The sequence below is a fragment of the Proteiniphilum saccharofermentans genome, assembly GCF_900095135.1.
Lineage (GTDB): Bacteria > Bacteroidota > Bacteroidia > Bacteroidales > Dysgonomonadaceae > Proteiniphilum > Proteiniphilum saccharofermentans.
The window spans coordinates 3,501,829-3,527,439 of the sequence record NZ_LT605205.1; the positions used below are offsets into that span (position 1 = coordinate 3,501,829).

24 protein-coding genes are annotated in these 25,611 nt (G+C 43.7%); 3 read left to right on the top strand and 21 right to left on the bottom strand.

The genetic code is table 11. The features are described 5' to 3' along the window. Positions 1-44: 44 nt before the first annotated feature. From PSM36_RS13545 to PSM36_RS13560, 4 genes are read right to left on the bottom strand one after another with little or no spacing between them, the layout of a single operon-like run. Positions 45-1,271 carry a hypothetical protein gene (locus PSM36_RS13545; RefSeq protein ID WP_076931377.1) on the bottom strand — a complete coding sequence of 409 codons (1,227 nt, stop codon included), beginning with the start codon at positions 1,269-1,271 and terminating at the stop codon, positions 45-47. Then, on the bottom strand, positions 1,264-2,112 hold the full coding sequence (locus PSM36_RS13550) for a hypothetical protein (RefSeq protein ID WP_076931378.1): 849 nt from the start codon (positions 2,110-2,112) through the stop codon (positions 1,264-1,266). The genes PSM36_RS13545 and PSM36_RS13550 overlap by 8 nt, the downstream gene beginning before the upstream one ends. Beyond that, positions 2,102-3,031 (bottom strand): hypothetical protein, encoded by a 930-nt coding sequence (locus PSM36_RS13555; protein WP_076931379.1) that lies wholly within the window; start codon positions 3,029-3,031, stop codon positions 2,102-2,104. Before PSM36_RS13555 ends, PSM36_RS13550 begins: the two co-directional genes overlap by 11 nt. Before the next feature lie 18 nt (positions 3,032-3,049). After that, positions 3,050-4,015: a stage II sporulation protein M gene (locus PSM36_RS13560; RefSeq protein WP_076931380.1), complete on the bottom strand. Its 966-nt coding sequence runs from the start codon at positions 4,013-4,015 to the stop codon at positions 3,050-3,052. Positions 4,016-4,039: 24 nt separating this feature from the next. On the opposite strand from PSM36_RS13560, the gene PSM36_RS13565 reads away from it, so the two are divergent. Then, entirely contained in the window at positions 4,040-4,780 is a 741-nt protein-coding gene (locus tag PSM36_RS13565) for an RDD family protein (RefSeq protein WP_076931381.1), read from the top strand. 19 nt (positions 4,781-4,799) lie between these two features. On the opposite strand, the gene def is transcribed toward PSM36_RS13565, so the two are convergent. The 5 genes from def to folB all read right to left on the bottom strand — a co-directional run bounded on the left by def (position 4,800) and on the right by folB (position 8,771). Beyond that, positions 4,800-5,360 carry a peptide deformylase gene (gene def / locus PSM36_RS13570; RefSeq protein ID WP_076931382.1) on the bottom strand — a complete coding sequence of 187 codons (561 nt, stop codon included), beginning with the start codon at positions 5,358-5,360 and terminating at the stop codon, positions 4,800-4,802. A 44-nt stretch (positions 5,361-5,404) separates the two neighbouring features. Then, positions 5,405-5,833: a Holliday junction resolvase RuvX gene (gene ruvX / locus PSM36_RS13575; RefSeq protein WP_076932276.1), complete on the bottom strand. Its 429-nt coding sequence runs from the start codon at positions 5,831-5,833 to the stop codon at positions 5,405-5,407. A gap of 4 nt (positions 5,834-5,837) precedes the next feature. Continuing rightward, positions 5,838-6,671 carry an LPS export ABC transporter ATP-binding protein gene (gene lptB, locus PSM36_RS13580; protein WP_394333036.1) on the bottom strand — a complete coding sequence of 278 codons (834 nt, stop codon included), beginning with the start codon at positions 6,669-6,671 and terminating at the stop codon, positions 5,838-5,840. Between the two features lie 164 nt (positions 6,672-6,835). Next, entirely contained in the window at positions 6,836-8,398 is a 1,563-nt protein-coding gene (locus PSM36_RS13585) for a beta-N-acetylhexosaminidase (RefSeq protein ID WP_076931383.1), read from the bottom strand. 19 nt (positions 8,399-8,417) lie between these two features. After that, positions 8,418-8,771 (bottom strand): dihydroneopterin aldolase, encoded by a 354-nt coding sequence (folB, locus tag PSM36_RS13590; RefSeq protein WP_076931384.1) that lies wholly within the window; start codon positions 8,769-8,771, stop codon positions 8,418-8,420. A 95-nt stretch (positions 8,772-8,866) separates the two neighbouring features. Here folB and PSM36_RS13595 point away from each other — a divergent pair, with 95 nt between their 5' ends. Together PSM36_RS13595 and PSM36_RS13600 are read left to right on the top strand one after the other, a co-directional pair. After that, on the top strand, positions 8,867-10,657 hold the full coding sequence (locus PSM36_RS13595; protein WP_076931385.1) for an aminopeptidase P family protein: 1,791 nt from the start codon (positions 8,867-8,869) through the stop codon (positions 10,655-10,657). A gap of 166 nt (positions 10,658-10,823) precedes the next feature. Beyond that, positions 10,824-11,351 (top strand): gamma carbonic anhydrase family protein, encoded by a 528-nt coding sequence (locus PSM36_RS13600; RefSeq protein ID WP_076931386.1) that lies wholly within the window; start codon positions 10,824-10,826, stop codon positions 11,349-11,351. Here PSM36_RS13600 and PSM36_RS13605 read toward each other — a convergent pair. From PSM36_RS13605 to PSM36_RS13660, 12 genes are all read right to left on the bottom strand, one after another. Continuing rightward, the gene (locus tag PSM36_RS13605; protein WP_076931387.1) at positions 11,329-12,624 is read right to left on the bottom strand and encodes a phenylacetate--CoA ligase family protein; all 1,296 of its coding nucleotides are present in this window, start codon (positions 12,622-12,624) and stop codon (positions 11,329-11,331) included. The genes PSM36_RS13600 and PSM36_RS13605 overlap by 23 nt on opposite strands. Continuing rightward, complete coding sequence (locus PSM36_RS13610) at positions 12,621-14,303, bottom strand: C45 family autoproteolytic acyltransferase/hydolase (RefSeq protein ID WP_076931388.1); 1,683 nt, start codon at positions 14,301-14,303, stop codon at positions 12,621-12,623. The genes PSM36_RS13605 and PSM36_RS13610 overlap by 4 nt, the downstream gene beginning before the upstream one ends. A gap of 1 nt (position 14,304) precedes the next feature. Next, positions 14,305-15,801 (bottom strand): phytoene desaturase family protein, encoded by a 1,497-nt coding sequence (locus tag PSM36_RS13615; RefSeq protein ID WP_076931389.1) that lies wholly within the window; start codon positions 15,799-15,801, stop codon positions 14,305-14,307. A gap of 6 nt (positions 15,802-15,807) precedes the next feature. Next, entirely contained in the window at positions 15,808-19,671 is a 3,864-nt protein-coding gene (locus tag PSM36_RS13620; protein WP_076931390.1) for a trifunctional MMPL family transporter/lysophospholipid acyltransferase/class I SAM-dependent methyltransferase, read from the bottom strand. Continuing rightward, complete coding sequence (locus PSM36_RS13625) at positions 19,668-20,831, bottom strand: DUF2062 domain-containing protein (protein WP_076931391.1); 1,164 nt, start codon at positions 20,829-20,831, stop codon at positions 19,668-19,670. Before PSM36_RS13625 ends, PSM36_RS13620 begins: the two co-directional genes overlap by 4 nt. Beyond that, positions 20,816-21,187 carry a hypothetical protein gene (locus PSM36_RS13630; RefSeq protein ID WP_076931392.1) on the bottom strand — a complete coding sequence of 124 codons (372 nt, stop codon included), beginning with the start codon at positions 21,185-21,187 and terminating at the stop codon, positions 20,816-20,818. Before PSM36_RS13630 ends, PSM36_RS13625 begins: the two co-directional genes overlap by 16 nt. A 77-nt stretch (positions 21,188-21,264) precedes the next feature. After that, entirely contained in the window at positions 21,265-21,888 is a 624-nt protein-coding gene (locus PSM36_RS13635; protein ID WP_154671033.1) for a hypothetical protein, read from the bottom strand. After that, positions 21,866-22,498, bottom strand: coding sequence for a LolA family protein (locus PSM36_RS13640; RefSeq protein WP_076931394.1), 633 nt, complete (start codon positions 22,496-22,498; stop codon positions 21,866-21,868). Before PSM36_RS13640 ends, PSM36_RS13635 begins: the two co-directional genes overlap by 23 nt. Before the next feature lie 89 nt (positions 22,499-22,587). After that, positions 22,588-23,277 (bottom strand): polysaccharide deacetylase family protein, encoded by a 690-nt coding sequence (locus PSM36_RS13645; protein WP_076931395.1) that lies wholly within the window; start codon positions 23,275-23,277, stop codon positions 22,588-22,590. Further along, the gene (locus PSM36_RS13650; RefSeq protein ID WP_076931396.1) at positions 23,274-24,143 is read right to left on the bottom strand and encodes a beta-ketoacyl synthase chain length factor; all 870 of its coding nucleotides are present in this window, start codon (positions 24,141-24,143) and stop codon (positions 23,274-23,276) included. The genes PSM36_RS13645 and PSM36_RS13650 overlap by 4 nt, the downstream gene beginning before the upstream one ends. A 6-nt stretch (positions 24,144-24,149) precedes the next feature. Continuing rightward, positions 24,150-25,334 (bottom strand): beta-ketoacyl-[acyl-carrier-protein] synthase family protein, encoded by a 1,185-nt coding sequence (locus PSM36_RS13655; RefSeq protein WP_076931397.1) that lies wholly within the window; start codon positions 25,332-25,334, stop codon positions 24,150-24,152. Beyond that, on the bottom strand, positions 25,331-25,588 hold the full coding sequence (locus PSM36_RS13660) for a phosphopantetheine-binding protein (protein ID WP_076931398.1): 258 nt from the start codon (positions 25,586-25,588) through the stop codon (positions 25,331-25,333). The genes PSM36_RS13655 and PSM36_RS13660 overlap by 4 nt, the downstream gene beginning before the upstream one ends. Between the last annotated feature and the right edge of the window lie 23 nt (positions 25,589-25,611).

Genomic DNA, 25,611 nt, shown 5'->3' on the forward strand with positions numbered 1-25,611 from the left:
ATTCCAAATCCCATATTCCAAATCCCAAATCCCAAATTGGCACATCAACTCCCCTCCCAAAACCGATCTATCAATGTGCCCAGTTGTATAAGTTGTTGTTTACTGCACTGAGGCTGATGATTTACCTTTTCAATTAAAGAAAAAATCTCTTTGATCAGTTCCTCCTCTTTCCCTGACTTGAGGCACAACCGTTTAATTAACTTATTTTCAGTTAGTTGCGTATCTATATTATAGGTTCTCCGCACCCTATCCAGAAAATAAATAATCTTTTTTCGGGCAATATCAGAAGTATTTCCTTCCTGAAAATAGAGATTTCCTATTGTTTGTACGAACTCAACAGTGGTATTCTTCACCGGTTTTATGACAGGCACAACGCGTTGTTTACGTTTGGCCGTAAAAAAAATAAAACCAATCAGTCCGTAAACAAAGATCAACCATGTCATCCGTAACGCCGGATATTGAAAGATAACGCCCAACTGGCTTCTTTGCGACCTTTCATTATATTGTTGTGAAGCAACGAACCACACTACCGGCTGGTCGGGAAGATAACTTAATACCCTTTCTGCATACTCCTGCAACGCCTCGCCCGACATCAACGAATAATTAGAAAAAGCAACCGGTTGATTATGCAGAAGGATTTTACCCTCCCCGAATCTGAATTCCATAAAACTAATGTATTCCGACTCATTCGGTAATGTCATATAACCCAGTGCTGTGGAGGATGTTGTATCAGCATGCACAAAAGCGTACTGCCCAAAAACCGGAGAATAAATGTATTCATCATCATCCCATTCCTGTCTTGAGAATTTAAGCTTCATCCCGGGCCTGTCGCCAATGTGAGGATTAAAAAGAACCGGAAGACTGTATGAGACGTACTCGCAAATAGCCTGTAACGTATCGGTTAAATAAGGATCAAATCCATCGGACGCAATCAAAAGTATACTACCTTGTTTGACTGCATTCAATATTTTGTTAGTCGAACCCTTATCTATATACACAGATTCCCTGATGAACAGGTAGGTCTCTTTCGGTGTATCCAGGCTGTCCTGATATTGAAAATATTCAAAGGGACTTTTACTGTAACGAACAACACTGTCATCGAACAAACGATCGATTTCCTGATTCAACACATACAAGTCCAAAGGCTTTTTCTCATCCAGATAGTAGCTTGGCGACCAATCCAACGGCTTCTGGCGTGCCTGGCCTATCACAATCATCACGGCAATGAGGATCGCAAAAACCAACAGATATGTCTTTAGCGCCCTACTCATTGTTCAATTCTGTTTTTATATGACGCAGGAATGTTTCCCGGGCTTTCCGGTACTCCGAATCATTAATAGAAAACCCGCCATACCAGATATAGTTATACAGATAGGAGAGGTATCTGAATTTTTCCTGCAATGTCTTATCCTTAATTTCGGAGAAATAATCTATATTCGTTTTGTCGGGATTCCACCGGATAATATTATTGTCAGTATAAGATCTGAGCACCCATAAATAAAGCAACCGGACGGACTGGCGTGTATCACCCTGCTGCTCAGCCTCACTGAGGAGGGTTTCAAAATTTGCTTCGCGGATATGCTCCTCCACATTTGAGAGGGTGACGGCCACCATTTCATTTTTCTTTTCAAAGAACCAGCGCCCACGGTGATTCATGAATAGGCGGACAACAATATATAACGCCACCAAAAAAATCACCACCAGCACAATATTCAATATTTTATCTGACAGGTTGTTGATTGATGAAACGTCGGGGGTTCCGAAAAGCTTCCGGATCCACGCCGAGATCATTTCCTTGAGTCGTTGGAAAAAACTTTTATTGATATTCCGCTCATAATTCAATGCGTCGTCCGATGCATACCTTTCAGCAAGATAGCCGTCGAAATACCGCATAGTGCCCAGCAAAGAAGTATCTCCCGGAATCACATTAATAATGCTGTCCCGTTGGAACCGGGTCAAACTATCCGGATCAATAAATGTAGGTTCCAATATAATATGCAGGGAATCGGCATCCGTTTCTTCAATTGGTGCGACAACGCTATCCTGCGGAGAAACTTCAAAAAATGAGATAAATCCGACAATAAATATGACAATCAAAAAATTATTCCACATTCTGTCCTATTAGATCTATTTCCGATAAAGCCTGGGTATGATACCGCTGTTCCTGCATACTGTAATAGACAATACCCTGGTTCACTGTTAAAATATTGGACAATATATATGACAAGACAAACGACACTATGTACAAAATAGATATATAAATTCCAAAATCTGCATTCAACTCCCCGTTGCCGGTTGTAAATAATGAAAACATCATAAATATATAGGGAATCATCGTCACCATACCCTGTAGAATACTCAATATAAAATAGATGACTACCGCCGATCCTATAATATGCCAAAACTTTTTTGAAAACAGAATTTTCCATCCTTGCCGCATCGCATCGGTAAAGGATACTTCATTGAGAAGGTATACATAGAATGTCTGGGTAATCCAGACCGTCGCAACGGGTATAAGCAGGATCAGGATAAAGACACCCACTACCAGCAAGACCAAGACACTTGCCAACAAAGTCGCCACGATAATAAGCGGAAAGAATGTAACAAGCGAATAAAGACCAAACCGGATAATCCTGGGTAAGAATCTCCTGATCCGTTCAAAAATCTCTGACGAAGTAAAATCCTCTCTCCCTGTCTCTTCAATCAACCCCAGATAAACGACAGGATAGCTCACAGCAAAAATAGAGAAGAGGATACTCAGCACTATCATCATGATCAACATGGAAACAAACAGAACAGGATTATCTGAGAAATAATAACTTATGTCATATCCGATACCGTCATCGACACTACTAAACAGTGCTGTAAAAAGATCGCGAAAAACAAAGAAATAGATTACACAGAGTAAAACCAGAATACCGCCTGTGATTACAATATAATTCCCGAAAAAATTCTTCCAGTAGCTTTTAAAAAATGCTATAGTGTCGATGATATAACCACTGAAATCCCTTTGTTTATATAACTGAAACATATATAGTTTTAAATTAATTCATTGTTTTTCAGACTTCTTTACCACCATAAACGGATAAACCATATAGTAGAAAAAAATGAATGAAAAAGAGCCCAGAATAATCACCAGATTTACCGACAGAGGCATACTGCCGGAGAGCCTCGTCACAAAGCCTTCTATAAAACCCGCCGCCACAAAAAACGGCATGGTACTCAATATGATATATAAACTCTCTTTGAATCCTTTCTGAAAAGAAGTGAAGCGCGAATAGGTTCCCGGAAAAAGAATGGACGCCGCTACCACAAATCCTGCGGCAGTTGCCACGATAATACTGAATATCTCCATGGCGCCATGAAGCCAGATACCCTGTAAACTTTCAGCAAAAACATCGTGCTCATAAAAGAAATATTGAAATGCACCTATCATGATCCCGTTCGACATGGCAATATAAAAAGTAGGGACACCCGCCAGCACTCCGAAAATAAACGCCCGTAATGCTACATAAATATTGTTCACGGTAATTCCGATAAAAGATCCCATACGTCCACCCGACTTATACACTGCCATCGGATCACCTTTCTCAATATTTTCCAATGTCATATTCACATATCCATCACCAAGGATCAGGCGCACAAAAGTATCGTCATATTTTGCAGAAACGGCACCAAGGATGGTGAAAAACAGAAACATCACAAACGCGAACCACATCGTTTTTCTATATTTGTGTATCAGGAGGGGAACGTCGGTTTTAAAGAATTTCCACAACCTGTTCCTTTCGAGGCGTTTCGTTTTATAAATTTTACGGTATATTTGTGAAACCAAAAAATTGAGGTAATCGGTCGTCCTGCTTTTTGGATAATAGGTCTGGGCAAAAGATAAGTCGTTGAGCAAATGGATATAAAGGTTAGCCATCTCATCCGGATTCTGAGGGTGATCAGAGGCTAACAACTGTTCAAATTCCAGCCACTTGCTTTTATTTTGCTTTATGAATGCGACTTCCTTCATATAGTTCGCTAAATTAATGATAAAATGTCAAAGTTATACATTACTACTACACAAAATGTACCGCTTTTTTTCACTCCCGCATCGATAGGCGAACGGATGCTGGGATATATCATCGACATGATCGTAAAAGCTTCCTACGTCATCAGCCTATATTACCTGTTCAGATACCTGAAATTATTGGATGTATTTATCAACATGGAAACATGGGGGCAGATTGCACTATTTCTGGCGATATACTCTCCTGTTGCATTTTATTCGCTCGTAAGTGAGAGTTTAATGGAAGGAAGAACTCTGGGAAAGATGGTGGTCAAGACGCGGGTAGTAAAAATCGACGGTTACCAGGCATCATTCACCGATTATTTCACACGATGGATATTCAGGTTGGTCGATATTGATATGGGATTTGTGCCGGGTGTATTATTTATGCTGTTTACCGGGTACACACAACGACTTGGCGACCTGGCCGCAGGGACAGCCGTAATTTCTGAAAAATCGAAATACAACCTGTCACATACTATTCTGGCAGATATAAACGGAGATTATGAGCCCTATTTCTCAAGGACTCAGATGCTGCAATTTAACGATAATGACATGCGCATCATCAAAGAAAATGCCCTCTATGCCATTCAAAACAGGGACGCGGCTTTAATGGAGAGGCTTACGACAAAAATTGAAGAGGTAATCCGTATTAAGCACAAATTCCCGACCCAGGAAAAATTTATCCGGAAAGTAATCGAAAATTATAACTACTATACCGGAGAATAGACAAAAAAGATGTCCCGGACTATCTCACCGTTTTGATCCTGTAGGCACAAGCCACTTTCCCCTTTTCCATATTGGCCAGTTTGCCTTTCACCATCCTTTTACGAAGAGGAGATATCTTGTCGATAAACAGGATACCCTCTATATGATCATATTCATGTTGGATCACCCGTGCCATATAACCGGAGTATGTTTCATCGCGCGGCTGCAGGTCCTCATCTATATACTGAATACGGATTTGGCTTTCACGGGATACCTTCTCATGAATGCCGGGTATACTCAGACATCCCTCTTCCGAAGAATCCAACTCCCCACTCCGTTCAATAATATGGGCATTAATAAATGCCTTTTTAAAATCCTTGAATTCAGGATGCCCGTCATCGGCAAGCGGGGAGAGATCTACAACAAAGATACGATCTTCCAGTCCCACCTGCGGGCCGGCAAGCCCTACCCCGTCGGCACCATACATGGTCTCGAACATGTTATCGATCAATTCCTTTAAATTGGAATAATTTGCAGGATCAATATCCTGTGCCACTTTTCGCAAAACCGGGTGTCCGTAAATATATATAGGTAAAATCATAATTAACTAATCAAATCCGAAAAACGCTTTTCACTCTTAACTTTTTATTTTCCACTCATTATTCTTCTGCTTTCCATATAACCCTGCAGGATAATGGCAGCACTGATTTCATCGACCAACTCTTTATTTTGACGATCTTTCTTTTTCAATCCGGCATCTCTCATTGCCTGTTCGGCCATTTTGGATGAAAACCGCTCGTCCCAATATTCCACGGGAATTTGAGGATATAATTTTTTCAATCGGTTTACGAAAGGCTCCACCCTTTTCATATTTTCCGAAGGTTCATTGTTCATCTGTTTGGGTAGCCCCACCACAATACACGACACATCCTCCTTTTGAAGATACTCATTCAGAAAATCAAAAATTTTGGATGTCTCCACTGTAGTCAGACCATTGGCAATGATCTGCAGCTGATCGCTCACGGCTATACCCGTACGCTTTTTCCCATAATCGATAGAAAGAATGCGACCCATAACCTTAAGGAGCATCAAATGTGCGTCTGCGTAACTCGAAATCGCGTCCAAGATATTTCTCCCTTACTACCGGATTGGCAGCCAGCTCTTCGGCCGTACCCTGAAACAACACCTTCCCTTCAAAAAGCAAATAAGCACGGTCGGTAATACTCAACGTCTCATCCACATTATGGTCGGTAATAAGAATACCGATATTTCGATATTTCAATTGGGCTACAATCGATTGGATATCCTGTACAGCAATCGGGTCGATACCGGCAAACGGTTCATCGAGCATAATAAATTTCGGGTCGATAGCCAGACAGCGAGCTATCTCAGCCCGGCGGCGTTCACCACCCGAAAGCCGGTCACCCGTATTCTTCCTCACCTTCCCCAGTCCGAACTCATCGATGAGGCTTTCCAATTTATCTTTTTGTTCCTGAGGTGATTTATCGGTAAATTCCAACACCGATCTGATATTATCCTCCACTGTCATTTTCCGAAAAATAGATGCCTCTTGCGCCAGATAACTAATCCCGTGCTGGGCCCGTTTATAGACCGGGAAGCGGGTGATATTCTGCTTTCCTATAAATATTTCTCCTTCATTCGGCACAATCAACCCTACTGTCATATAGAAAGTAGTTGTCTTACCGGCTCCGTTTGGACCGAGTAGCCCGACGATCTCACCTTGCTTTACATCGATGGAGACATGATTTACCACCGTCCGCTTACCATACTTCTTCACCAGATTATCGGTACGCAACGTCAACGATTCTTCCTGCTGCAGGCTCTCCTCCGCTGTTGTATTTACCCCTTCAGTCTCAACGCCGGGGACTATGCCATCTCTCGTTTCGTCCATTTACTCGAAATATTTTTGCAAAGTTAGGAAAAAGTTGGAAGATAGGAGACACAGATAACAGAAAGGTTGTAAAATTCACAGTTTTAAGAGTGAAAAACCGATCAGAATGGGATATGGAGAAAGGTGCCTTATTCAAAAAGGAAAAACATAGAGGAGCCAATTATTCAACGCTTTGGTTCAGGGGTTTGTGATACATTAAAAGGATTGAAGAAATAGAGATCCCCCTTTTCATACAGCGGGATCTGCAACTTCAGCCGTTCCAGATAATCATCATAATCGTTATTCTGCCCCCATGCTGCTTCGGATAAGGCAGTGATACGGGGAAAAGTCATAAATTCAAACCTTTCGGTTGTCGCTATGACTTCTGTCCACAAATTGGCCTGCATACCGACAACCTGCTCAAGACGACTTCCATTCACCCATTTTTCCGGAGTGAAGGAATATGCCTTCTTCAGATCTGCAAAGTCACCGCTCCATCGGCGACCGACAGCATGGGTAGAATCCTGTACAAAATCAAAATAATAGGGTATTCTCGGACATAAAACCACCTTATAATCTTTCTCAAGTGCTTTTTCCAACTGTGCGGGTTGGTCGTGTCGCCACCAAAAAATCAAAGTTTTTTCAGAAGGGAACGATATATCAGCCATCTCGTCCCATGCCAGTATCTTATTGTTCATGGCAAAAAGAGAGTCAGCCATACGCACCATAAAATATTTTTCCACCTGCGATAAATCCTTCAAATTATGTTTTGCCATAAGGGTTTTAATCCCTTCATTATGATTCCATGCCCCATTACCGAAATGCACTTCGTCGCCTCCCAGATGGATCATTTCCGAAGGAAAGAGCACATTCACCTCTTTCAGGATATCGGTAAGATATTGATATGTACCTTCATTTCCCGGATCAAAAGTAAATTCAGGATATCTTTCCGATCCTCCGCCGCTGAATTGGGGATAGGCACGGTTGGCAGCACGGGCATGTCCCGGCATGTCGATCTCGGGAATTACCACTATCTTCCGCTCTGCAGCATATTGCACAATCTCCCTTATCTCTTCCTGTGTGTAGAACTGTGGTGCGGCATCACTATCACTATGATTTCCTATTCCGCCGATATAGCCAAGAAGAGGGTATTTTTTTATTTCTATGCGCCAGCCGGGTTCATCGGTCAAATGCCAATGGAAACGGTTCAGTTTGTAAAAAGCCATCCAGTCCAATAGCTGTTTTACCTTTTCCTTACCGAAAAAATGCCGTGATTCATCCAGCATAAACCCACGCCACTCATAGCGCGGCGCATCTTCAATATTCCAGCAGGAGATCGAATTGTCTTCAGATGCAGAAATGAGATGTAACAGCGATGTAATTCCCCGGAAAATACCTTCTTTGTCGCCAGCGGAGAGAGTGACACCTTTGGGTGACATCTTCAGGGAATATCCCTCCTTATTGTTTCCGGCTCTATTCTCTTTCAGTAACGATATGGATCGGCTTCCGGGTTGGGATTGAATGGAGAGCGGCAACCTTTTCATGTCGAACAATATTTTCTGTAAGAAAAGGGCTTCGTCAGAAAACGATGGATCGTTAATGTATACCGTTGTCTTACTGTCCAATAGAAATGAGCCGGTGACTTCCTGATAGGATCCGGGCAATGGAATTATAGGAGGCGTCGCCTGTGCTCGTAACAATTGCGCTGCTAAAGAGAAAAGGAGCAAGAATAACACATTTATCTTCATATAACCAAAACATTTATTTTTATTCTGAAATAATCACTGTCGACTGGTCCATTTGCCCGGCAACGGGTGGATTCATTTTTGCCAATTCCACCTCAATGCGACCGATCTCCGGAAATGCCTCCTTCACTCTCCGTAAAATACGGTATGCTGCATTTTCAATCAATTTGGAAGGTTTTGCCATCTCCTCTTTTACCAAACCATATACTTCCGCATAATTGACCGTATCCTTAATGTCATCGCTGATACAGGCCTCTGATAAATCGGCTGAGAAGCGCAATGTCACGGAAAAATTATTTCCGTGAATTGTCTCATGTTCCAATACACCATGGTAAGCAAAAAAATACATATTTTTTAATTCGATAGATGTCTTCATTGATTTATTCTTCTTATCAGGAACTCAATTATGGGAATATTTCGTTATATTTGTTGTTCTAAATACAAATATAATGAAAGCAAATTTATAATCATATGAAGACAACCGAAATTCCCAAAAGACTTTCAGCCATAAGGCAATTTATGGAGGAGAAACAACTCGATCTATTCATCGTTCCCAGTACTGATGCCCATCTGAGTGAGTACCCACCCAAGCACTGGGAATCCAGAAAATGGATCAGCGGCTTTACCGGTTCCGCAGGAACGGCTGTAGTCGCAAAAGATAAAGCAGGTGTATGGACGGATTCGCGCTATTTCCTTCAAGCGGCCGACGAACTGAAAGATACGGGATTCGAATTGTTTAAAATGGGGCAACCGGACACACCCGATATGACGGATTGGATCATTGAGCAGGCCGGCACCGGCGGGACAGTGGGAATCGACGGATTGGTTTACGCAGCCTCCGATGCAAAAGCCCTAAAAACAAAACTCGATGCAAAAGGGATTCGATTGGAAACCTCCCTTGATCCTTTTGCAACCATATGGAAGGATCGTCCGGAAATCCCTGAAAACAAAGTCTTCACTTTGCCTGACAGCGTAGCCGGGGAACCAGTTACGAGCAAGATCGCCCGTATCAATGCCGAATTGAAAAAGGTGGATGCGGACGGCTTGATCATAGTAACCCTCGATGCGGTAGCATGGACTTTTAATCTTCGGGGAAACGACGTGGATTACAACCCCGTAGCAGTTGCATATGGCTACGTTTCGGAGAAGGAGACAGTACTGTTTATCGATCCCGAAAAGTTGACCGATGAAGTAGCTAAGACGTATAAAAAGCAAGGGATTAAGATTACCGACTATAATGATATTTTCGAATATGTCGCCGGATTACCGGAAAATAACACTGTCTGCATTACCGGTAATAAAATCAATTATAAGTTGCTGCAAACTATCCCTTCCTCATGCAAGATTGTGGACGTACCGTCGCCCGTGGATCTGATGAAGAGCATAAAGAACGAAACTGAATTAAAAGGATTCAGGAATGCCATGATCAAAGACGGTGTGGCACTTGTGAAATTCTATATGTGGCTGGAAAAGGCCGTTCCCGCAGGAGAAGTGACAGAAATGACCGTGGAAGAAAAGTTGCATGAGTATCGTTCTCAACAGGATCTCTTTGTAGGCGACAGTTTCGGCACTATTGCCGGATATGCGGGGAATGGCGCCGTTATTCATTATCATGCTTCTCCCGCAACCTCCCTACAGGTACAGCCGGAAGGATTATTACTGATCGATTCCGGTGGCCAGTACAAAGACGGGACGACCGATATCACCCGCACGGTGACTGTCGGTAAGTTAAGCCGACAGATGAAAAAAGATTATACCCTAGTGTTGAAAGGACATATTGCCCTGGCTACCGCTATCTATCCCGAAGGGACACGTGGGTCGCAACTTGATATCCTTGCCAGAAAAGCACTGTGGGAAAACGAGCTCACTTACTGGCACGGTACCGGACACGGCATCGGACATTTCCTCAACGTTCACGAAGGGCCTCAAAGCATACGTATGGAAGAAAACCCGACTCAGCTCAGGCCGGGAATGGTTACTTCCAACGAGCCGGGGGTATATCGTGCCAACCAGTATGGTATCCGCATAGAGAACCTGATTGTCACACAAGAGTACAAGAAGACCAAAGAGTTCGGTACTTTTTATAATTTTGAAACCATCACGCTTTGTCCTATCGACACCAAACCGATAGTCAAAAAGCTACTCACCAAAAATGAGATCAAATGGCTCAACAATTATCATAAAATGGTGTTCAAAAAACTCAAAAGATATCTGAACGAAGAGGAAAGAGCATGGCTGAAGCGTAAAACAAAAGCGATATAATTTGAGAATTAGGAATCAGGATTTGAGATTTAGCTGTGCTGATTTTGGTTCCGCCGGATGTTGTTTCAATTCAAAGATTCAAAGATTCAAAGATTTAAAAATTCAAAGATTCAAAGATTTAAAGATTTAAAGATTGGTAATTGGTAATTAGTAATTTTTCAAACAAATGCCCCTTATAAAATCAGTTCGCGGTTTCACACCTGAAATCGGTGAAAACACTTATATGGCAGAAAATGCCACTATCATCGGAGATGTGATCATCGGCCGTGATTGCAGTATCTGGTTCAATACCGTGTTGCGCGGTGATGTGAACTCTATTCGTATCGGAGACCGGGTGAACATACAGGATGGTACAGTTATTCATACCTTGTATCAGAAGTCGGTATCAATCATCGGGAATGATGTATCCATCGGTCATAATGCAGTTATCCACGGTGCTGAAGTGAAAGACGGTGCACTTATTGGCATGGGCGCTATCGTGCTCGATCATGCTGTGGTAGGCGAAGGGGCCATCATCGCTGCCGGCTCTGTAGTGCTCAGCGGTACACAAGTGGAACCCGGCAGCATCTATGCCGGTGTACCGGCCAAGTTCGTCAAGAAGGTCGATCCGGAGCAATCCAAGGAGATGAACCAGAAAATAGCCGGCAACTATTTAATGTACGCAAGTTGGTTCACCTCAGATCCACGAACTTGATTGCCTTCCGGCTCGTTTCGGGATACTTAATTTTGGCAATATACTCCGGAGAAGCAAACTGGATAGTGGGTGCTACCCGCACACGGGAGCGGAAGAGATCTTTCAATTCCTTTTCAAACTTTTCCGAAGGATGCTCGCAACCCACCCGCACCACGATCTCATCAGTACCCAGATCATTGGTATAGACATCTATAATATAATCCTTTACTTGTGGTATATTGTCGAGCACATCGTAAAGCGCCGGCGGATAGAGCGAAGTGCCTTTAAATTTGATTAGTTGGCCTTTCCTCCCTACGAGAGGACTCAACCGGATGCTGTTCCGCCCGCATGCACAAGGCGAAGTGTAATGACAGCAAATGTCTCCCGTCCGGAATCGTAAAAGGGGCATCCCTGTAACACCCAAGGTAGTAATGGTAACTTCTCCCGGTTCTCCTTCGGGTACCGGATTCCCGGCATCATCCAGAAACTCGGTGATAATCAGTTCGGGTTGCTGATGTCCACCGTTCTGATGCTCACATTCGGTAAACGATGCCTGCATCTCGGTCGAAGCATAAGTACTCAAGAGCATGGGTACATGCCATTTCTCATGGATACGCTGTCCCAACGTATTCAGCGTGAGATCGGGATTGCGGAGATTCTCGCCGATGCAGATAGCTTTCTTTAACGAACTTGCATTATAATCGATACCGTTCTGCTCGGCATAGTCAATCAGTTTGAGCAGAAACGAGGGTACCACCATACAAAATGTGGGTTTAACGGTACGAATACTATCCCATTGCAGTTGTGGTATTCCGTTTCCAACCCGTATAATTCCCGCACCAAGCATACGGGCACCCATATAATACGCCAATCCGGCCATAAACCGACGATCGAGCGTGGTCATCAACTGCATCACATCGGCTGCCGAACAGCCGGCTGTAGAAAAAGAAAGATACTCATTATAAGCCAGCCGGTCGAGATCGTTATTGGTCAGGGCAAACATCACCGGTTCACCCAAAGTACCGGATGTGGTGACATAATCGATTATCTCCGAACGATCCACGCAGATAAAATCATGATTATGCTTTTGCAGATCAACCTTATCGGTAGTGGGCAGGTGACGCAGATCTTCCAGCGTTTGGATTTTTCGAAAATCGATATTGTTTTCGGCAAACATCCTTTGATAAAATGGCGAACGTACTGCCAGATATCCGATGTTTTCTACCAGTAATTTCTCTTGAAATCTCCTGATGGTATCTGCTGTTTCAAACTGAATATGAGTATGATGTTTCATTTCCGGTTGTTTTTTCTGATCTTTTTCTCAATATTCTCCTTATCTCCCAAACGTGGAATTTCCTTTGTCAATGCCGTTTGCCAATAACGAAGGGCTTCAGTTGGTTTATCCTGTGAAAAGTAATAATCTCCCAATAGTTCATAAGTATAATAATATTCGGCATTGGTTTGCAGGAATATTTCCAGCACCTGAGGATCCACAGTTTCGCCCTTTCTCATGGCGCTACCGATTTCATCTTTTATCCGACGATAATCAAGAACATTGGCGTAAGTACCGGAAAAGAGCCCGGCATCGGATTCTATGGACAGAGCTGCATCTACACTGGATACGGTGATTTTCGTACTGTCCATTTTCCCGAAAATTTCAGCCAAGTCATACATCACAAATTCTCCCATTTGCCATGGTGAGGTAGTGACCCACATTTTCAGTTCCTGCGGTTTGAAAATCACTGAGTGATGTGCGATGAATTGGTTGATCGATTTCTCGTTAGTAAGTCCGATAAGTTTGTCTTGCAAGCCCAACGTATCACGCAGGATTCCGGCGGCTTTTTGATGGTCGACTTTTCCTGCGCGATCGAGTAATTCATTCATCCGGTGCAAGCGGTAATCACTATCTGTTGTGCGGATATTATCCATATTTTTTGAATCATTCTCAAATACGTCGGATTGATAGTGATTGGTACATACAATCCGTTCGGACGATGATTGGTACATTCCTATTTCATCGGGAGACTTCTCGATAATCACAGCTTTTCCATCCTTTGCTGAGCCGATAAGCAGGCTTTCGGCCACAAATGTCTCGTGCGCTTCGGCTATTTTATAAGCCTCATCAATAGTGGAGGCATACTGTAGAATAATACGGGCCAGGATTGAAACAGGTGTTGCAGAACCAGTGGGTATGGATGCTTGCGATGCGTTAATAGTAACGGTAAGCCCCGCTTCGTTCATTCCCGAAAGCACGCCTGTCATACCAATCCAACAGACTGAAGCAAATTTATAACCTTTATCGGGATTATAAAAGGCCACTACTTTGTTTTTGGCAAACTCTTCACCCACGAAAAAGTCGAAATTACGACCGATAATCAATGTTGAGCCGGCACTTTCACTTCCCCAAACGCCAAACGAGCTACAACCCACCAGCATATATGCCTGCATCATATGGCCGATGTCATGGGCCGCATGGTAGTTGAGCTGACGCTCATAGGGTGTCCCGATGGCATCGAACTCGTCTGTACACGAAAGTGAAATACCATAAATCTCTTCCCGGTTTTCCTCAGGAATCTGTTCACCCAAATTACGGTTAAAGATTACCAGAAAATAACGCAGAAATTTCAGGTATTTTTCTGAGGGAATGATTTTTTTAATTTCATCTACAAATACTTTCTCCTGATAATAAAGCAGGTCTTCCGAAATGCGTCCAATGGCGACTCCCCTCTCAAAAGGAGTACCTTTCACATACAATTCCCAGAGTCCCTGCCGGTTCAGGACAAGGGTGTTGTCTCCGTATGAACGGAGGCTGTCCGCGATGGATAGCGGCAGTTCCTGCAGATCCGACACACTCAGATCGGGTTGCTTCATATCGGCAGATGAATAAAGAATATACGAACCTGCCGCAAGGATTATTAATAAAGTTAAAACCCCTACAGTCAGCCATTTTGCTATTTTTAGCAGGATATGCATATCAACTGTTTCCTATTTTCTTTGCAATATATTCTTCGCCCAGCAATTCACTGCAACTGATCAGGGATGTGAGTGTCACCCCGAGCACACCGTGCATATTTACATTTTGTCCGGCAAAAAAAAGATTTCTCACCTTGCTACGTATCGGAATAAGCGTGGAAAGCGGATTCTGGTAATTTTTCATTATGCCATATGCCGAACCTTCGGGTGTACCGGTATAGTCACGGTACGACAGTGGAGTCGTAGTCACTATGTGCTCCGTATTCTCCAGAACAGAGGGATCAAACTGTCTGACAAACCGGAGAATATCTTCGGTTTTCCGTTCCTTGAATTGCCGGTAATCATCACCGCGCCGCTCATAAAGGGTATCTTTCCACGGTTCTACTTCTTGGTAAAGCATTGGCGTGAGCAATTCTACCACATTGGTATACCGGATATCATGTTCATTGGGACGCATCGAGGTCAATACACCAACCACACCCTTATCATCCGGAAAAGATGTCCTGTGCCATGCATCCTGCCCATCGGCATAAAAATAGATATTATGATTGATATATCGATCAGCATTTTTTTTCTTGATCAGGTACACGGTGAAAAAACCATAGGAATTGGGCAATGAACTCAGTCTCGACAGGTATGCCTTACGGATGTTGGTGGTTCTATCTGTGATTTCGAGTGTTTTCATCGGATGCATCGTAGATATGACATACTTTGCCTGAATCAGTCCCCGGTTGTTCACCTCCACCCCACTCACCATATTCTGGTCACAACGGATCGCTGTAGCCTGCGCAAGTGTAATCACTTTTCCGCCATTACCCTCAATCTTGCGTATAAGAGCGTCTGTCAGTTGCATGCTACTCCCTACAAAACGGTAGGAACCATGCAGGTAAGACGATGTGGTCATTGCATGAATATAAAAGGTAGACACCAGTTTGTCACCGCCGTAGAGCATGGCCGGATTCGAAAGCACATGGCGCAGGCGTTCATTTTGAGTGATCCCGGCAATGGTCTTCCAGGCCGAGAGAGAAAACACATCCAGATTTGAGGTTGAAATCCTACCTTTCTTGAATCCATCTACAGTCACCGCACTTGCAATATCCGAGATCATTTTCATATAATGTTGCAGGTTTTCCCTCTCGTACGGAAAGTCTCTGGCGAGAGTCTCAATAAACCGTTCTTCCCCCATCGCATAGGAATAGGACTTGTCGGGATAGACAATCCGGTCGAAACCCTCTTCATCCAAACGGACAAGTTTGATCTCATCCATAATGCCCAGATAAGAGAAACAGCGGTGCAAAATCTCACCTTCATCCATGCTCCCGATATAGTGCACACCGGTATCCAGCATGCGTCCGTAACGCTTGAATCCTTGAAAACAGCCACCCGGTATGCCATTTTTCTCAAGCACGCATACCGAATAGCCCTCTTTGGAGAGTACTGCTCCGCAGAGCAATCCGCCTAATCCACTACCGATAATGACAATATCATATTTTTGCATAAAACGTTATCCCTCTTTCTTTCTGAATATAAAAACCTGATTGGATGTCAGCTTGTCATTCGAATGCCGCTCCAAATCCAGGCCGTGCTTTTGGGCAAATACTTCAAACTGTTTTGCCGTAGGGAACTGCAACTGTTGTTCGGTTTTGTTGAATTTGAAGAAACGGGTGGAAAGCATCTCGGTGAACCGGGTTACCTTGTGCCCGCGGTTCCGGTCGGCATCACTATCGCGGACGATGATCATGCCATTGTCATTTATTTTCTCCACACATTTCTCCAACAAAATCTCCTGCGAGCGGTAATCCATGTAATGTAGCATATCATTTACCACGAAGACATCGGCAGACGGATAATCGTACTCTAACGCATCAGTACAATCAAAACGAAGTTGTGCCGTTTTAGAGAAATTGTGATTGGCTATCGCAATTTTATCCTCGTCGTAATCAATACCCAAAACCCTACGCTCAGCTGAAGTCGTGGACAACATATAAGCGAGCATACCGTATCCGCAACCTACATCCACCACCGAGGCACTGCGGGGAATAATACGTTCGAAATAAGCGTAATATTTCTCCATTGCCGATTTCACCCGCACATACCACTCCTCCACCGGCCCTTTATATACATAATTCTGGACAAGTTTATGCCTGAAATAGAGGTTTTCAGGCCGGTCGTAACACTCTTGTAACCGATAATATTCTTTGCTTATGGTGTTTTTCACCGCTTTTGCGGCATCATGTGCCGAGCCGTATTCTGATAGCTTTTCAGCCGGAATTCTCGGTAAAAAGCTTGCACCGTAAGTACCCGGCTTCACATAAAACATCTGGCGTTTATTGAGTATCTGCCCTGTACCGTAAATCACTATCGGAACGATGTCCAACTGCAAACTTTCAGCCAGCATAAAAGCGCCTTTGTGAAACCTTTTAATTTTTCCATCAGCCGACCGGGTTCCCTCAGGAAATACTACAACCGAATAGCCATCGGCGACTTTCTCCCGAAGCGTTTCACCCATGTTTTCAAACCCTTTTTGGGTAGATATAAATCCGGCATATCGCACTACATGTCCGAAAACAGGAGAATTCCACACCCATCGATTGGTTACCATCACAATTTTTGGTGAGAGCGAAAGCATGATCAGGATATCGATCATGGATTGATGATTAGCTACGATAACAGCCTGCTTTTTCAGATCTTCGTTACAGTCATTAATGATCTTCTTCCTTGTATAGAAAATCAGGAAGAGGAACAGCCGTGTACTGTACATGATCATTCGGCTGAACAGCGCTTTTTTCTTTCTGACCGGAATGGGAACTAACGCTAGCAGCAGTCTTACAATAAACAGAAGAAGGCTTCCCAATACAAATGACACATAGATAAGTGCCGTGGATACCAGATAAAAAAGCGTGTAAGGATAATTTCCTTTACGTGCGGGACGGGTAATGAAAGTGCGGAACAGAACCGGGATCACCGTATATGAAACCAGCAAAACAGACATCATGCCCAGGATGCTGATCAACGAAATAGATTTCAATGCGGGATGTTTGGCAAAGATCAGTACACCCATTCCCACTGTAGCGGTAAATGCCGAAAACAGAATAGCTATTTTGTGGGAGTCGACCAATTTCTTACCGGTACGATATTCCTGCTGCATACCATCCATCATAAAGATGGAGAAGTCGTCGCCCAATCCAAAAATAAACGTGGACAATATGATATTGATAATATTGAATTCGATGCCGAAGATGGCCATCAATCCCAGAATAATCACCCAACTGATCGCCATCGGTGCAAAAGCCATTAACGTAAGTTCGAACCGCCCGTATGAAATGAGCAATGCCAGAAAGATAATCAGCGACGACAGGAATAAAATGGTATTGAAATCGTCATTGATCACCGAAACCCATTTATTGATAAAAAATGCACGGTCGAAGATCACCAGATCAGGATCAGACCCCATTGTATCATATACAAAATCTTTTTGACTGTCGGATAATTGCACCTGGGTAATGCAGAGAAGCGAATTGCCGTCACTCACCACCCAATCTGCAAGAAATGGAATATTCTCACCCAACTCTTCCGGGGAAAAGGGCAGGAATTCTTTATCCAACAAGCTAAAAAACGGCTCAAAAGCATCGGGAGAGAAACCATATTTAGCTCCACTCTCCCTAATTTCGGTTTTCAGCCATTGTTTCCTGTCGGGTGTCCAGAAATCATTCCATCGACGGATACGCTCTTGCTGCTGTTGCGGCGAGATCATCAGTTTCTCCGACGAGACAAAGTCCCGAATCTTTCCCTCGGTTTTTAATCGGACAAGGAGTTGATTATTTTCGGCATAATTTTGCAGTGCCTCATCCACTGTTTCTCCTACCGAAACAAACATGACCTGTTGCCGGTCGCCCGTCATAAAAAGACGGTTCATTTTCTTCTCGGCCTCTTTGATACTTGCGGGTTCATAATTCAGGTTAGACATATCACTGTCGAATTTCACATTGCCCATCGTGAAAAGTCCGGCAATAAAAATTACAAAGATTACAACCAAAAGAACTTTATTCTTCTCAAAAGGATAAGATGTGATTTTCCCCACTATCTCCAACGCTTTCCGTGAGGTTTGCGAATCGGTTTTTCTGCCCAGGAGATGAGGCAGGAAGATCAAACAGAACAGAGTGGTGCCCACTAACGAAAGGGCAGAGAACAATCCGAAATCACGCAACATGTCGGACGAAGTGAACAGCAGCGAAAGGAATGCACCGATGGTGGTGAATCCACCTACAACCAACGGATAGGAAAGCTCTTCGACCAGTTGGTGTCGGGATTTCACATGGTTGTAGTGGGTGATTACGTGAATGGAATAGCTCAGTGCAATACCCAACACTACCGCTCCTACCCCTATGGCAATAGCCGAAATAGATCCTTTGATGAAAAAAATCATTGCCAAAGCAAAAACTCCACCGTAAACGACCGGAGTAAGCAAAAGAGGGATTGCACTTCGGCTTCTGAACATCACCGACATAAACAGGATGATGACAAGTAATGCCACTCCGAGTGTAAGATAGGTATCTTTTTTCACCTGCCGGGCATTGTACACCGCTACCGAGGGGCCACCAAAGAACTGTACACGCAGACCGGAATATTCCTGCTCCACTTCGGTCGAAAGTCTTTCCAATTCAGCAATCAAATTGTCATTTTTTCCGGTTTCTCCCGTACCGTATTTTGGCGAAAGAATAAGCAAAAGCGTAGATAGATCGGACGAGAAGATATGGTTGTCATATATTTCGTAATTCGAGATATTTTCAAAATCTTTCAGTCCCAGCATTACATTTCCACCAAGACCCAGCGGATCTCGCGGGATGGTTGATTTAAGAGCAAGTCCGGCAGGCGACATCAGATTTACAAGATTTTGCCGCATCCGCTGATCAATAGCATCTTCCGTCAACAGCGTATCCATGCGCTGATAGTCATCATCTGCCAGAAAAGCGGGCAGATGGCCATACAGGAAATCGCTGGTCTGATCCACCACACCTCCTCCCACTTCCGACAGGATATCGAGCAGATAATCAGCAGCAACACCCAAGCCGATCAATTCACTCATCCGGTCGCCTGCAAGCACAATCGAGTCAAGCAACTCTTCCTGCCTGAGTGAATCTCGCGATGAAACCATCACGATGATCTTGTCTTTTACTTTGAGATTTTGAAAGACCTGTTCGCTTTTTTCTGAACTCGCATTATCGGGGAAAAAACGGGTAAATTCTTCTTCGAAACGCAACTGGACGGCAAACAGGAGCAACAGCACAAAACTGCCAAACATCAATACATTTCGCAAAATCTTCTTTCGCGATAAATATTCGTAGATGTTGACAAAGAATTTACTCATAGCACAGCCGTTTTGGGTTTACGGAATATTATTAACAGCATGTAGCAAAGCAGCCCGGCAACCAAACCGCATGCCATGGCAAAGACTATACTACCCAAAACATATTGCAGGAGCGAACTCATCACAAATTCAAGCGACATATTTTCGACAGAGAAATTCAATGCCCTACCCAACAACCGGGCACCGGTAGCATAACTTCCGAACAGGATAATCGGGATCATCGGTGGAATACTGATATTGGATGCCACAAGCGTAATCACTTTGTTGAGTTTGAGCAAATGCGCCAGCAGAAAAGCGATCATCATCTGATAACCCCATACCGGCACAATTCCCATAAAAACACCCAGCATCACGGCACCGGCAATTCGTCCATTGCTTTCAGTGGAATGAGTGATATTGTTCCGGATAAATTTCCGTATATTTTCCTTTGTCAGACTGCGTACCGTTTTCCATGGATAATACCAGAGTAACGCAATCAATACTAAAACGGTATTGAGCAGGCTGATGCGGGTAAAATCACGCCATGGATGGAAGTGGCTCACCCGTTCACCTTCGGGTGGATAATATACCCGTACGGGTACATTACGTACATTCACCCCACGCCAGGCCGATTGCACAATGATCTCCAACTCAAACTCATATTTTCCGGTGAAGAGTTTCAGATTTTTTATTTTTTCTAAAGGATAAAGCCGGTAACCCGATTGTGTATCCCCCATTTTTTTTCCTGTTTCGATCCGGAACCAGAAGTTCGAAAATTTATTGGCAAAGGTATTCTTACCGGGCATATTATCTGCCTGCAAGTTGCGTGACCCTACAAGCAGCGCATCAGGTGTCTTTTCAATCTCGTTCAAAAAGACGGGAATATCTTCGGGATAATGCTGCCCGTCGGAATCGAGTGTGATGGCATAGCGGAAATTCTCTTTGGCAGCCGTTTTCAAACCGGCTTTCAGTGCTGCTCCCTTACCTTTGTTTTTGAGGAGATGGATAACACGAACCTCCGGAAATTGAGACAACACTTCCGGGGTATTATCTGTTGAACCGTCGTTTACCACTAATATAGGAAGTCCGAAAGGAAGGGTACGCTTAATCACACCGCCCACTGTGGTTGCGTTATTGTATGTGGGAATTATTATAATCGTATTTTTCAGATGTTCTTCCATTCGCGAGACAAAGTGGCTTTCAGTTTCATACACTGCGTGTCGCCTATAAAAACTGCAGCACGCACTTCCTGATCGTCGGTCAACCCGAATTCTATATCAAATACCTTATTCTCCATAGGATTTATTGCCGACAAAAATTTACACTCTCTGATTTTCTCAAAAGAAACAGTACATTCCAATCTTGCGGAGACGGCACGCTTCACCACATTTAACAGGCATACACCCGGTACTATAGGCATTTCGGGAAAATGACCTGCAAAAACAGAGTGTGTAGCATCTGTTTCACAACGGAAACGGCAAATCCCCCCAGTCTCGCTTTGAAACTTGAGTTGAAAAAGTTTTTCCAATTTATCCATTAAGAATGCAGCTCTTAGATCACACAAATGTACATGAAATTTTTGATTTTACCTGTTGCAAGGCGGATGATCTTCGGTTATTCCATCTCCCTGATCACTATTGTAGGGCCAAAAATACCACGATATTTCAGGGTAATAGTAAACGGATAGACAGGGTATGGAACCTCAACATTTACACCGGGAGCTTTTATTTTGATAATTTTCTGATCCTCACGATTTATTCTGTATTGATATTTTCCGTTCGGAGTCTCTGCTGAAATCAGTTCTTCAGATTGCCTGCACAACGATTTCTGCGCTACGAAATGTTCCGGTAGATGGGCTCCAAACAATAATGTGAAATTGTTTTTGAAAAGGTTTACCATCGGCGGTTTGTTCATGGCATCGAGCAGATAATGTATAACAAAGGTATCAGGCCGTAATTCAAAATCAGCCATACTCATTCCGAAGTAGCTATTGATAAGTATTCGGACAGTTTCGCGATCTTGTCTCTTCACAAGCATCATTCCATTCAGGTGTTTTCCAAAAAATGATATTTCCATGTCGAAAGTTTGCAGGCTATCGCTTGCTTCTATCACCGACGGAATATCGGCACGGGTAAGAGACACTGTTTCGGCTTGTCTGCATCCGCTGCGTATGGAGGATGCACACGAAGTAGCGAGCAGACAAAAGGCTGCAATACTAACGAACAGTGAATTTCTCATCCAATTGAAGTGTGTTATATTGAGAATTGGTGAAAATGTAATCAGTATAATCATCATTGTTCTCAGTCATCCGGAGCCGTTTTACGTCCATCGTTTTCTTGTCGAAAGTAATATCGATTTCCTTAATATAAACCTTTACAGCCTTACTTGCCGGTACTATGTTTACAAAATATTCTGAGTCCGACTGAAAATACTCTAAATCATACTCCCTATCCAAAGCTGAAATATTACCTATCATGCTCGCTTCAATCAGGCCTTTCATTTGTACCATCATTTTGTTTGAACCGAGATTAACGGTTGTCTTTTTCCCCCCTGTGAGTGTTTGCAATTTATCGCCATTAATGGTAACGGCATACTGCATCGGTTTTTCGTATTGAAGACTAATCTTATTAGGTTTACGGTAGTAAAACATACCGGTAGAAACCATTTTATCGGAAAAAACTTTCATGAATTTCTCCTGCCGGAAACTGCTTTCCACCGACTGGATCTTCCCTGCAGCATCTCTCAGTTTCTTTTCAAACTCCACTGCATTCGTAATGGGCTTCCTCTCTTGTCCGAAGATGGTAAAAGAGAGCAAAAGGACATATAACAGGGCTGTAAATCTATACATACTATCGATTTTTTGAACTAAAAACTAAATGAAAAATTAAAAGTGAAAAATTAAGAAACTCATTAGCCTATTATCCAATCATCACATCTTCAAATTATTAAATCATCACTCATTATTGGTACCACCACCTTATATCCGTTTTCTTTCAGATGTATCAATAGTTTTTCCGTCAATTCTGCGCAAAACGGCATCCGGTCATGCAACAAAATAATGACTCCCGGTTTCAGTTTTCGTCTAATCCGATACAATGCTTTATCTGCTGTTTGGGCTTGCGTATCAAGTGACCGGATACTCCATCCGATGGTGGTCCACCCAAATTGCCTAACCACACTTCCTACCTTGGGATTGGTTACACCGAAAGGAGGGCGAAAAAGACACACTTGCCGTTCCGAAGCGCGCTCGAGAACCTGCTGCGCTCTCAACAAATCATCTTTCATCTTCCGTTTTCCGTAAAGCGGAAACTTACTTTCATGACTATATGAATGGTTCCCTATTTCATGTCCTCCATCCACGATCTGCCTGACAATATCGGGGAATTGTTCCGCTTTCTTTCCGATACAAAAAAAACAGGCTTTGACATTATATTTCTTCAGCACTTCGAGCAGCGGTAATGTTGTTGCAGGTTCCGGCCCATCATCATAAGTGAGTGCGACCACCTTTTCATTGGTATTGAGTTTACAGACCGTTTTCAGGTACACTCCCGCAGAAATGGACCAGGAAGCCCAAAACAGCATAAACGCCAGAATCAGCATTAAAACCCCAATACCAAGCCAGATCATTCTTCTGTAAATTTTTCTATCAAGACTGCCGTATGATTATTCAGGTAGGAGTTGGTAACCAGCACAAAGCCGTCACCACTCAATTGCGTACAGGCGTACCATAAACCAAACGAGGAGGCCGTCTGGTATTCGCCGCAAATAGATTTGAACATTTCCCCGGAAACGATACGGGCATCAGCGACTCCATTTGTCTGCAAAAAACCTGAGTACTTTTGGGTTAATTGCTCCCGGGAAAAATTACCACTCTGCATATCCACCGCCACAATGCGGGCAGTAGTTTGTGCTGTTCTTTTATTTCCCAATAAAAAGAAGGATGCTCCCTCTCCTGCAGGAAATTTTCGCCATGTACCCATGCGTTCCAGAATATGATATACCGTTGGCGTAAGCTCGTCCACAGCACCTACAAGCACGCTTCCGGCATCCCCTCCCTGCAACTGCATCATACCATCGAGCAAGGCACTCTCAAAAGAGAATGCACGATGCACATAGGTGCTATTATAGGTTTTGTTGGCCGACAGTAAAGCGATCTGTGCACCTATGGTATTGAAGGTCGATTGGATAAAGGGTGTTGGCGACAACAACTCCTCATTCTGCGAGCCGATCGACTGTAAAAACTTCTCGGTATCGGCAAGACAACCCAATCCTGTAGCGGTGATAATTGCTTCCGGTTTTTTAGATGTATCTTGCAAACATTGCAAACCGGCCGTGACACCCATCTTTACAATACGGCTCATGCGGCGGCGCAACCCTGCCTCTTTGATCCACTCCTTATAATCGGGTTCAGAGGCGGACAAACGGCCTTCCACCGCTTTATCCTGCGGATAAATGGATGCAAGAGATTGTATATAAACGGAATGTGTGTCCATTGCACTTTATTTCTGAAAAATTAACGATGCGTTGTTTCCGCCAAATCCAAAGGAATTGGAAAGTACAGTGGTTATATCCTGATCCTCCATCATCCTGGTAACGGGAGATAATCCGGTTTGAGTGATCGGTGTCCTGAAATTGAGACTGGGATAAATTACCCGTTCACTAATGGCTAGTACACTGAAAACGGCTTCCAGTCCTCCTGCCGCACCAAGCGTATGCCCGGTAAACGATTTGGTGGAACTGAACGGCGGTACATGCTCACCGAAAAGTCGTTTGATCGCGGTACTTTCGGATAGATCGTTATTGCTTGTTCCCGTTCCGTGCACATTGATATAATCAACAACTGAGGGTTCGATGCCGGCTTTTTCCAAAGCATGTCGCATTGCCAGGAAAGCCCCCTCTCCTTCGGGAGATGATGCGGTCTGGTGATAGGCATCATTAGCATTGGCATAACCCGTGAGCCGGCAATACACTTTCGATCCCGGCATGAGCGATTTCTCCGATTGCAGCACCAAATAACCTGCACCTTCACCCAGATTAAGCCCTGCACGGCTCTCATCAAACGGGCGACAAGGAACATTGTCGAGGATCATCAACGAATTGAAACCGTTGAGCGTAAAGCGACATAATGCATCAGTCCCTCCGGCTATCACCACATCGAGCAAGCCCTGCTCGATCATCCGTGCCCCAAACATAATGGAATTGGCCGACGAGGAACAGGCGGTACTGATACTCGTCCGGAAACCGTCCAATTGCAAATAGTCGGCAATAGACTCGGTATGGTCGCCAATATCGTGATGTGCAGCCATGCGTAAACGCCCTTTTTGGGGATTGGCAGCATAATCGGCAAAGAACTGCTCACTCAAATCCATTCCGCCCACCGATGATGATGAGACCAGCCCTATACGCAAATGACTGTTAGAAAGTCCGGCATCCTGAAATGCTTGCTTACTTGCCGTCATTCCGAGCAAAGCAGTTCGGGAGAACAGACGATCCGAATCCACTCCAAGATAGCTTTTCAACTGTTCGTTGCTTACTTTTACCTCCGCAACGGGTACCTGGAGTCTGGTCTGAAAAAGTGTAACCTTTCCCAATCCGCTCCCTCCGGCCCTGAATGCCTGCAGATGCTCTTCAGCACCACATCCCAGACCTGATATGCACCCTATACCGGTAACGGCAACACTCATTTTTTACGGTTCTTGTCGATAAAATCGGCCAACGTATTGATAGAATAAAAAATATCCCTGGCTTCTTCAGGTTTCGTCAGGCGAATACCGTAATTGCGCTCGAGAATAAGAATGATCTCAAGTGCATCGATAGAATCCAGTCCCAATCCGTCACCGAAAAGCGGGTCTTCGTCCACGATCTCTTCTGCGGTTATATCTTCCAGGTTCAGCGCTTGAATCAGCGCCTCCTTTAGTGCTTGTTTCAGTTGATCCATAAATAAAGATAATATTATTTTAT